Genomic DNA, 10,704 nt, shown 5'->3' with positions numbered 1-10,704 from the left:
TCGAAGTCGATGCCCTGGCCGCCGTCGTAGTCGAACGGCACGGCCAGCGTGGCGGCCAGTGCGGCGGGGAAACGTCGGTCATCGGTGGCTGTCACGCGCAGAACCTACAGGGCCGTGTCGGTGTCGGGTCGCAGCGGCCCTCACCTGGCTCAGTGTCTTCGAGGCCCGCGCCGGCCGCCTCCGGCGGTGGGCCGCCCCGGTGCCGCATCAGCTGCTGCGCCTGCGCCGCTGGTTGACCCGATCCCGGGTGTAGGTGTCTGCTGCGGATCACCGGCGGCTCAGTGAGGTTGAAGCGCCCGGGGTCAGGTCGAGTCGGCGTTGCCGCTCGACCTGACCGTTCGGCTACTCCTCGGGCGGGATTCCGTCCAGCAGCGGAACGCCGTGGCTCAGCATCGTCTCTGAGAGAGCACGCCATTCGTCGCTGTCCTCCATCAGAAGGAGCATGCGGGTGACCCGATTGAAGATCGTCGGGATATCAGCGATCTTGTTCTGACACAGGACCCAACCGGGCTCCGACCCGTCCCAGAGATAGGTGTACTGCTCCGGGTCACTGGCTGCGTTGCATGCCGGCGACATCCCATGTCCTCTCGCCTGGGTTCATCACGATACCTTCCGTGTCGAACTGATAGATTTTTCCGTCCTCTCCTACGGCTCTGTCCCGGCCGGTGGGAGCGGGGAAAAGCAGGTGGGCGGCGTCGAAGGCGGCGCGCACCATGGGCACCACCACGACCGCAGGGCGGTGCCGGTCAGGTCGGCGTGGGCGAGCTTGTTGCGCAGTTCGCGGCCGGCGCCGAGACGGTCCGCCGCGCACCGCCCGGGGCGGCGCGGTCTGTCCTGCCGGGGTGAGCGCCGGTCTTGGGGTCAGCTGGCCGGTGTGGTGGTGAGTCGGCGGGTCTGGGCGTTCACCAGGTCGGTGCGCAGGGCCGGTGCGTGGGCGGTGTCGTCGCGGGTGGTGAACAGGATGCGGTTGTCGCCGATCGCTGTGTAGAGGTAGACCCAGGTGGATCCTCCCTGGGAGGTGATCGCACCGGTGGGCGAGACGATGCGGAAGCCGACTGCCGGGGCCTCGGGTGCCGGGGCGGGTATCGGCTCGATCCGTAGGTGCGGCCCTGTGTCGCTCAGCCGGAAGCCGGTGCAGCCGCCTCCGTGTACGGCCTTTTGCAGCGCGTCGAACCGCTCCCGGGAGCGGCCGTCGGAGAAGCTCGCGAGGTCGACCAGGGTCCGGTTGCCGAGGACGTTGTTGCCTGTGATGTACCAGCGGCGAACGGAGTTCTCGGGTCGCTCGGACATGGCGGTGAGGACCGGTGCGCAGGCCGGGTAGTGCTGTGCCGCGGTGGCCATCGCGTTCGTCATCGCGGTGCCGTTCTCGGGCTCGGTGGTGGTGCCCGGCGGCAGATCGGCGACGGGCACCAGAGCGGCGGTCAGTTGTTCCCGGGACAAGGGCGCGAGAGTGCGCCACGGTGCGGCACCCGCTGGGGCTGTCGAGGGGGTGGGGGCCACGGGCGCGGGAGCGCTCCGGTCCCCACCTGCCGACGGGGGCGGTGTGGCCGAGGCCGAGCAGCCGACGGTGAAGGCGAGAAGTGCCAGCATCACCGGTGCGATGCGTGCGGTGGGAAGTGCCAACGGGGGTGTCTCCTGATTTCCTGTGCGCGTACGCCATCCCTGGTGGGGACCGCGTCGGGCGGGCCATTATGGCCACAGCCGGGGCCGGAACGCCCCGGAATTTCCGTCGACGAACCGTCTCGGCAAGGTGGCCGTCCTCCCGCTCCCGTCGCTGCGGCTGTCAGGCCGTGGCCCGGCAGTCGTCCCCGGATTGTCCCTCCATGCCATCCCGTGCCGCCGTTGGCTGGAACCCTCTCCGCGTCGCACCCCGAGGGACTGCCGACGTCCGCGCAGGGGCAGTGTTGCCGCGGCCCGGACCGCACCGGCCCAGGCAACATGGAGACCCAGGAAGGACTCCCGGTCGTGCAGCACGTTCAGCCACTGCGCCCGGCGATCGCGCCGGTCTCGCCACCAGGCTGCGGCGCGCGGGTGAAGGCCTACGAGTTCGGAAGGATCGGCCCTGCTGGCCAGCAGGGCCGATCCTTCTCAGGTTCAGGGGGCTTGTCTGGGGGTCAGGGGGCGGAGGGGCCGCCGTGGTAGCGGGCCCAGCCGGGGCCTCGGGGGTCGACGGACCACAGGGTGTTGTTGGTGTCCCGGACGAAGGTGATCAGGTGTCCGGTGGCGGGGTCGACGACGGTGTGGGGGGAGGTGTCGGTGGCGAGGACGGTGCCGGCGGGGGTGGGGATGAAGGGGGTCCAGGTGCCGGTGGTGTAGTCGAGGGAGTTGAGCTGGTTGTCGGGCCCGTTGAGGTAGACGATGACGTGGTTGTCGGCGGGGTTGACGGCGGCGAAGGGGTCGGTGGCGGCCTTGGCGCCCCAGTCGCGCCAGCCGGGGCCGAGCGGGTCGACAGACCACAGGTGGTGGGCGGTGTCGCGGATGAAGGTGGTGAAGTGCCCGTTGGCGGGGTCGACGACGGTCACCGGGGCGGAGCCGGGAGCCATGACGGTGCCCGAGGTGGTCGGGTCGAACCGGACCTGCCTGCCGCCGGTGCGGTCGATCGAGTAGAGCCGGTTGTCCGGGCCGTTGACGTAGACGACGATGTGGCCGTCGTTGGGGTTGGCCACCGGGACGGGGTCGCCGGCGGCGAACGCGCCGAAGTCGTGCCAGCCTTCGCCCTGGGGGTCGACGGACCACAGGTGGTTGGCGGTGTCGCGCACGAAGGTGATCAGGTGTCCGTTGGCCGGGTCGACGACCGTGTGCGGCACGGCGTCGGCGGCGAGTACGGTGCCGGCGCTGGTCCGGTCGAACCGGAGCCAGGTGCGGGTGTTGCGGTCGTAGGACCAGAGCTGGTTGTTCTGGCCGTTGACGTACACCATGACGTGGTTGTTGGCCGGGTTGACGATCGTGGTGGGCCTGGCCGCGGCGTTGGCGCCCAGGTCGCTCCAGCCTTCGCCCTGGGGGTCGACGGACCACAGGTGGTTGTTGCTGTCCTGGACGAAGGTGATCAGGTGTCCGGTGGCGGGGTCGACCGCGGTGTACGGCGAGGAGCTGACCGTCGTCCCGGACGGGGTGGAGTGCCTGGTCCTGGTGATCCACTGCTCGAGGTCGTCCACACGTGTGGCCGTCGCGCCGGTGCGGGTCTCGCTCGCGGGCGTGCCCAGGCAGCCGCCCTGCCAGGAACGGGTGGCGATGGCGACGAGTTCGCTCGTGCCGTTCCGATCAAGCGTCATCGGCGCACCGGCGTCCCCCTGGCACAGCGGGGCCGCACCTGCGACGGGCGCGGTGTCGATACCGGTGGCGGCGATGGCGCCGGTGGTGTGGGTGGTGGTGTGGAGCTTGGTGGGCACCCATTCGGTCGCCGTGCGGCCGTAGCCGGGCACGCGCAGCGCCTGCCCGGCGGCCGGCGCGGAGGTGGCGATCGCCAGCGGCTCGACGCCCTGGACGGGGGAGGCGAGGCGGGCCATAACCAGGTCACGGTCGGTGCGGGGTATGAGTTCGACCACGTCGACCACCGCACCGGTACCGGTGTTGGCGAGGTCGGTGCGGCCGACGGTGGCAACGGTCCTGTCCCTTGGCGCACCGGCGGGGACCGTGGACAGGTTGTCGGGAGTGTCGGTGAAGCAACTGGCCGCGGTCATGACCCAGTACTGGTCGACGAGCGCACCGCTGCATGCACGCTTGCCGCCGATGTCGAGTCTGGCGGCGAAGGCGAGCGCGGGGTCGGTGGGCTGGCTTGCTGGGGGCGGCGCGCTGGAACCGGTCACCCGCAGTTCCATGAGCACGGCCTTGGTGGGGGTCGTACCTCCTTCACCGATGCCGGTGAACGTGTCCCGGGGGACGTCCACGGTTTGGTTGCCGCCGCTGGTGGTGACACTGGCGTGCAGGTCACGGCCGTAGGTCGCGAGTCTGAAGGCCCCGGGGACGGACAGGGCTAGGTAGCCACTGGCTCCGGGGGCGGAGAAGCACATCAGGTTTTGGGGCAGGCTGATGCTGCGGGCCCAGACCTCGATCTCGTGGGGCTGGGCGCAGGAGGTGTGGGTAATGCCTCCATTGCCGCGGATGAGCTTGGCGCCGGTTTGGGCTAGTACCTCATCGGCGTTGGGGTAGGCGAATGATTCGGACGCAAGAGGGGCCGCGGCGTTGGGGGTGGGTTCGGCGGCGGCGTCGGCGACCGGGGTGGCGCCGAGGGCAGTGAGGGTTATCGCCGCTGCGGTCAGCGTGCGACGTGCTTTCAGAGTCATGTACGCATTCTTCCCGTGGATCTGAGCGCAAAGTATCGGGGCCCGGCGAGGCCCTCGCACCAGCAGGGCTATGGGAATTCTAGTGGGTCATAAATGTCGATCAGCCCTGTTCTGATGCGCCTTTAGTCCATGCTTTGGAGCCTTTGGCATGTTGGTGCGGAAAGTCCGCGTATTGAACCGTTCGACTGCCGCTGGGTGAATTGACCTAATATTAGTAGCACTCCTGGCAAAGTAAACTGACGGATCATCAGTGAAGTTGCGATCGTTGCTGGTGGTCTGTGGCTAACCAGCAGGTATCGGTGATCGAAGGGGTAGCTTTGAATCACGGCACGATAAGGCGGCGCCGGAGAGAAGGGAGGTTTCGGTTCATCCGGGCGCTTGCCCGGACGGTCGTCCCGATGGCTCTGATCGGTGGCCTGCTCTCGGCTGCGCCCGTTGCGGCCGACGAACCACCACCTGGTGGTCTGGGTGCGACGGACCGAGGCAAGATTGTCGAGTTCTGGAAATCTGGGGGACCCGCCGTCAAGGCGGCGGCCGAGATCGCCCTCATGGGGTCAGAGCAGGACGTTCGCCGGTTCCTGGAATCCGGCAGGGCCGCAGCCGAGTACCAGGACGACAGGGAAGCGGCCCTGCAGATCGTCGCGCAGGGCGGAACAGGTCTCAGGGAAGCGGCGGAGAAGGCCCTGGCGGGCTCCGTCGGGGACCTTGACACCTTCCTGAAGGAGGGCTGGCAGACCCCGCTGCAGCAGGACAAGGCCGTGGAGGCCACCCGCATCACCGACGCCGGCGGCCCAGGGGTGCGGCAGGCGGGCGACGCGGCCCTTCACGGCACACCCGAGCAACTCGACGCCTTCCTCAACCGGGAACAGTTCACCCAGCGCGAGACCGACGATCTGGTGCGGGTCACCCAGATCGAGAGCTCCGGCGGCGAAGCCACCAAGCGCGCCACGAACCCGGTCATGCACGGCACCGCCGAGGACGTGCGGGAGTTCCTGACGGTCGGCCAGTACATCGCCCGTGCCCAGGACCAGGAGACCGCCTCCATCACGCAGCTCACCGAGCAGGTGAAGGCCGCCGGGCTGCGCGCCGAGCAGGAAGCGGCGGCGGCCACGGAGGCCGGGGACCGGGCCGTGTCGGCGGCGCGTCTGGCCAAGGAGGCCGCGGCTGTGGCGGCGGCGGAGTCCGCGGGGGCGCTGAACGACACGGCTCGCGCGGCCGAGGCATCCCGGCGGGCCGCCGAGGCGGCACGGCGGGCGGTCGACGCCGCGAAGGCGGCGGTCGCGGCGTCCCGTTCGGCGAACTCTGTTGCCAGGGCGGCGGCCCACGCGGCCGCCGAAGCGTCGGCCGCCGCAGTCAACGCCGACCAGGCCACCGCCCGCGTCCTCAAGGCGGCAGCCGAGGGGAAGGCGGACGAGGAGGGCATCAAGTACGCGCTGTTCTCCGCACAGCTGGCCACCAGCACGGCCCAGGCAGCCGACAGGGCCCGCCGGGCGGCGAGTTCGGTCATCCGTGTCAACGAGCTGGCGACGGAAATCGTCACCAACGTCAACGCCGCGATCGACTCCGCGGACGCCTCCGGCCGGTCTGCGGTCCAGGCGGGCCTGTCCGCCCTTGAGACGTCGGCGGCATCCGGGGCGGCGCGCCGGTATTCGCAGGAGTCGGCCAGGGCCGCCAAGGTCTCGACCGCGCTGGCGGCCGAGGCCGGCCTCGCCGCCGGCCAGGCGCGCGACGCGGCGAACTCGGCCGCGGCCAGGGCGAAGGCAGCGGCCGAGGCCGCCTCGAAGGCCGCCTCGCACGCCGGTGACGCCGCGCAGGCCACCGAGCAGGCACGCGTGCACTCGGAGGCGGCCCAGGCGGCGGCCTCCGCAGCCACGGCGGGAGTGGACAAGGCGAAGAGCGTCTACGACCTCGCCCGCAAGAGCGAGGCCGAGGACGTCGCCGCGCGTACCAACGCCGGACGCAATCACGCCCAGGACCTCTCGGCCGACTACGAAGCGGCGCAGGCCGCGAGCGCGAAGGCGCTCAGCGAGGCGAAGAAGCTCGACGAGGACTTCAACACACTCGCATCCCAGGCCGCACAGCCCGGCGCCGACCCCGCCCAGATCGTCCCGGCCGGCCGCAGGATGGCGATCACCGCCATGAAGGCCGGCGGCCCGTGGAGCCGGACCGCTGCGGAATACGCCCTCGCAGGCGCCGATCAGGCCATGCTCGACTACGCCCGGACAGGCTGGCAGAGCGCACAGCAGCAGGACGATGCCGACCGCGCGCGCCAACTCGCCGCATCCTCCCCCTACGAGTCGGTACGGACGGCGGCCACCACGGCCCTGCAGGGCGACCCCGCCGGCCTCCACGCCTTCGTGGAGAACGGACAGCACGAGACCGCGACCACCGACTACCTCGTCGAGGTCACCCGGATCGGCCAGATAGGCGGCCCAGGTGTCAAGGAGGCCAGCAACGCGGCAATCCGGGCCGCAACGACCCAGGCGCTGGTCGACTTCCTGACCGTCACCCAGTACCGGGCCCGGGAGACCGACGACCGTGTCACCGCAGCGAGCCTGTCGCACAACGGCGGACCCGAGATGCGCGCCGCGGCCGAAGCCGCGCTCGTCAGCCCGGCCAACATCCTCCACGCCTTCGTCGAAGCCGGGCAGTACCGCGCCCTGCGCCAGGACCAGCTGAACGCCGTCCACATCGCCCAAGTCCAGCAGGCCATCGCCGAGGCCGACGACGTCGCGGCCAAGGCCCGCTACAACGCAGCCCTCGCCACACAGGCCTACGCCACCGCCCGCGCGGCGAAGGACGAAGCAGACGGCTACGCAGAGCAGGCCCGGCAAGCCGCCGACCAGGCCAAGGCGGCGGCGAGCCAAGCCCAGTCCTACGCACAGCAGGCCAAGCAGTCGGCCGACCAGGCCACCGCATCCGCCAAGACCGCCGACAGCGCCCGACGGAAAGCCGCAGCCAGCGCAGACTCCGCCGCCGCCTCGGCCATCTCCGCGCACGCCAGCGCGACTGCGGCCTACAACAGCGCGGCACAGGGCTACGCCGCGGCAACCGCCGCACGGCAGTCCGCCGAGCGTGCGGGCGCGGACGCCCAGACCCTCAAGCAGGTCTTCGACAAGGCACTCGGCGAGTACAAGGCGGAGCGGGAGCTCTACGACGACTACATGTGGAGGCAGCAGGTCAGTGCTGCCTGGGACGCCTACTTCTACAACAACCTCCCGCCCGTGCAGAAGACACTCGTGTACTTCGCCAGGCTCCCCCTCAAGCAAAAGCTCGACTTCACGCTCGACCTCGTACACCTGACCTTCGACATCTTCGGCTCCCTGCCAGCCACCAGCGTCCCGTTCAGCCTCGCCAACTGCGGCCTGTACATCATGGAAGGCCAGCTGACCGGCGAAGCCGACAAGTACAAGGACGCCGCGCTGTCCTGCGCCTCCACCATCCCCATCGGCGGCTGGGCCACCCTGGGCGCCCGCCTGGAGAAGTGGGGCGTCAAGACCGGCAAGCTCGGCACCTCCCTGCAGAACCTGTGGCGCAGGCAGGACGACCTGCGGATGCGGCCGTCCTGCCCCAACAGCTTCCCGCCGGGCACCCTGGTGCGCATGGGCGACGGTACCTCCCGCCCCATCGAGAAGATCGCCGTCGGCGATCAGGTCCTCGCCGCCGACCCGCTCACCGGTGAGCGCGGCCCCCGCGCTGTCGAGGCGACCATCTACACCCCGGACGACCGCGCGTTCACCGACCTGACCGTCACCGAACCCGACGGCAAGCAGTCCACTGTCGCCGCGACCGACCACCACCCCTTCTGGGTGCACAACACCCAGCAGTGGACCGACGCCGTCGACGTCCGCCCCGGCGACACCCTCCTCACCGACACCGGTGCCACCGCCCAGGTCGCCTCGATCCGGCACTGGACGGGCCTGGAGCCCGCGCACAACCTCACCGTCACCGGACTCCACACCTATTTCGTCCTATTCGGCGAAACCGGTGTACTCGTCCACAACGACGAATGCCTGACCCTGGCGGCCGACGTCGTCAACCAAACCCTCAAAGACCTGCCCACATGGTCCAGGCAGGCGCCGACGACCTGGGGAAGGATATTCTTCCGCGGTTCGAGCGGTACGATGGTGCCCATCGGAACCAACGACCGCCAGGGCTGGTGGAAAAGCGGAACCGACGAAGAGTTTACCGGACCGATCACCGAATTCCTGAAGAAGTTCCCTGACCAGAATTTTGGCGACAACATGCATCCCGCCTCCACTCACGCGGAGACGAAATTGGCGTGGAGGATGGCCCGGAAGAAGACAGAACAGTATGCGGAAATCGTGATCAACAACCCGAAAGGCCCATGCGGGTACGATGCCGTCACGGATGGATTCAATGGCAAAGAGCCAAACTCCTGCTTCATCGTGATTCCGTACATACTCTACAAGGGATCCGTCCTCAAGGTATGGTGGCGTGACAAAAGCGGGATCATGCGATTCAAGGAACTAGTCGGCCAAAGGCCCCCGGAGGATGTCTGACATGATTTTCACTGTTCACGGCCAAAGCTTTCCGATGGACGACCCCGGGAAGGTTTCATCCCTGATCGAGGAAGTTGTCGGAACGAGCTACCCCGAGGACGAGATCGGCGAACGGACCTGGCTCGGATTCGCAGAGAAGAACGACGCCGACATCTTCAGCCGCCTGTGCGTATCGGCGAACGCGGCGACAGGCTACGGCGCCCTCATATGGTGCGCGATTCCCGGCAGGGGAATTGAGGACAGGGAGATCTGCAAAACCCTCTGGATCTCCGACAACCCGCAGCCGCCCGAAGCTGACCCCTACCTGGTAGCGGACCCCGGCTACGTCTCCTTCCACGATCGGGCCAGCGCCATCCCCCTCGCACAGGTCCGCTCTGCGGTCCAGGAGTACATCAGTGCCGGGACGGGGCAACGCCCCAAGTGCGTCACCTGGGTGGCCGGCGAGATCACCGGTCGGCGCGCCGACCGGCCCCCACTCTCCTGACAACTTCCGGGAGCCGAACTCATATCGCGGCGCGGGTCGGCCGCTGCCCCGAAAGTCCAAGACAGAATGCCAGCGGGGCGGCCCTCAACCTCGGAGGGCCGCCCCGCGGTATTCCGGTCGGCCACCTGTGCCACCGCCGGAGTCCCTATCGCAGGCGCACCGACGCCTCCCTGCCCCCCAGGGCCTCGACAAAGTGGTGGGATGAGCCTTCCCTCGGGACGTGGACACCGGAGTTTCATGCGGCGAGGGTGATCTTACGGGACGTCGCTGTCTGCTGTTCGAACTGGACCGGGCTGAGGTAGCCGAGTGTGGAGTGGCGACGGCGGAGGTTGTATTGATCAGAAACTCAATTGGTTCCCATCGAGGGTGTAGCGGACCTGCGGACCGTGGAAGTAGCCGCGGACGATGTGGGGCTGGCGCTGGCGCCGGTGGAAGAAGCGTCGGGCTTCGGCTGCCAGCTCGGACTGGTTACGGGCTCTGTGCCTCATGAGCAGGCTGCGCTTGAGGTCGGCGTTGACCAGTTCGTCGGGGTTCGGCTCGGGTAAGTACGACGGCAGGAAGTGCAGCTCGACCTGGTCGGCGTGGTCGGCCGGCCAGGCGCGGACTCTCCGTGAGCAGTGGGCCGAGTGCCGGTCCACGACGAGGTGGACCTTGCGGTCGAAGCGACCGGCGAGCCGGTCGGGGAACCGGCACATGGCCTTGGCGTCGAAGGTCTCGGTGAAGACCATGAAGTGCATGCGGCCCTTGGTGCTGATCGCGGACATCGCGTTGACCGGGAAGTGGTTGCCTGTGCGGCGCACGATTGGGGTGCGGCCCTTCTCGCCCCAGGTGCGGCCGGTGATCTGGTCGGAGCGGATGCCGACCTGGTCGGCGAACAGCACCTCGGCTCCCTCGGCCCTCGCCTTCGCACGGATCGCCAGCCAGGTGTCCTCCAGCCGGCCACGCACGGCCTCCGGGTCCTGCTCGACGGCCCGCTTGTCCGGACGCTGGAACGACAGCCCCCAGCGGCGTAGGTACTCGCCCACCCCCTGCTCGGTCAACCGCACCCGGTACAGCTTCGCGATCAGCGCACCCACCTGGGCGCGTGTCCACAGCTGCCCGGGAAGTCCCAGGTCGCACGGCTGGTGGTCGAGCACGGCCTGCCGAAACGCGGCCTGTTCGGCCTCGGACAACATCTGATGGTCCCCGACCCGCCGCCCGCGCGGACGCCCGCCGGCCGGCCACTTCGCCCACCAGCCGTCCACCGCCTTCAACGACACCTTGAACACCGCCGCGACGTCCTCGCGGTCCCGGCCCTCGACCAGCGCGGCCACCGCCCACAGCCGCAACGCTTCCTGCGCCGACGGCGACAAGTGTCGCGCGTCCCCCACCGGTTCAGTCACGCGGTGTTCAACGACCCAGAACCCCTACCGCT

At 69.2% G+C, this 10,704-nt stretch carries 6 protein-coding genes and 1 pseudogene; 2 read left to right on the top strand and 5 right to left on the bottom strand.

The annotated features are described in order from the left end of the window. Positions 1–547: 547 nt before the first annotated feature. The 3 genes from ACWEQL_RS37665 to ACWEQL_RS37655 form a co-directional block, all read right to left on the bottom strand. Positions 548–715 (bottom strand): hypothetical protein, encoded by a 168-nt coding sequence (locus tag ACWEQL_RS37665; protein WP_452155303.1) that lies wholly within the window; start codon positions 713–715, stop codon positions 548–550. Positions 716–861: 146 nt separating this feature from the next. Beyond that, a complete protein-coding gene (locus ACWEQL_RS37660) occupies positions 862–1,440 on the bottom strand; it encodes a hypothetical protein (protein ID WP_452155301.1) in 579 nt (192 codons plus the stop codon). A gap of 674 nt (positions 1,441–2,114) precedes the next feature. Then, the gene (locus ACWEQL_RS37655; RefSeq protein ID WP_452155299.1) at positions 2,115–4,283 is read right to left on the bottom strand and encodes a trypsin-like serine protease; all 2,169 of its coding nucleotides are present in this window, start codon (positions 4,281–4,283) and stop codon (positions 2,115–2,117) included. 398 nt (positions 4,284–4,681) lie between these two features. Between ACWEQL_RS37655 and ACWEQL_RS37650 the strand changes: the two genes are divergently transcribed. Next, positions 4,682–8,806, top strand: a complete 4,125-nt coding sequence (locus tag ACWEQL_RS37650; protein WP_452155297.1) for a polymorphic toxin-type HINT domain-containing protein — start codon at positions 4,682–4,684, stop codon at positions 8,804–8,806. A 1-nt stretch (position 8,807) separates the two neighbouring features. Further along, positions 8,808–9,290, top strand: coding sequence for an Imm1 family immunity protein (locus ACWEQL_RS37645; RefSeq protein WP_452155295.1), 483 nt, complete (start codon positions 8,808–8,810; stop codon positions 9,288–9,290). A gap of 235 nt (positions 9,291–9,525) precedes the next feature. Here ACWEQL_RS37645 and ACWEQL_RS37640 read toward each other — a convergent pair. Then, positions 9,526–9,624, bottom strand: a pseudogene (locus ACWEQL_RS37640) (IS3 family transposase); the annotation flags it as partial. 4 nt (positions 9,625–9,628) lie between these two features. Beyond that, on the bottom strand, positions 9,629–10,672 hold the full coding sequence (locus ACWEQL_RS37635) for an IS630 family transposase (protein WP_452155293.1): 1,044 nt from the start codon (positions 10,670–10,672) through the stop codon (positions 9,629–9,631). Between the last annotated feature and the right edge of the window lie 32 nt (positions 10,673–10,704).

The organism is Kitasatospora sp. NPDC004240, from assembly GCF_053603215.1.
Note: the sequence above shows the minus strand (reverse complement) of the source record. Positions and strands in the feature narration are given on the sequence as shown.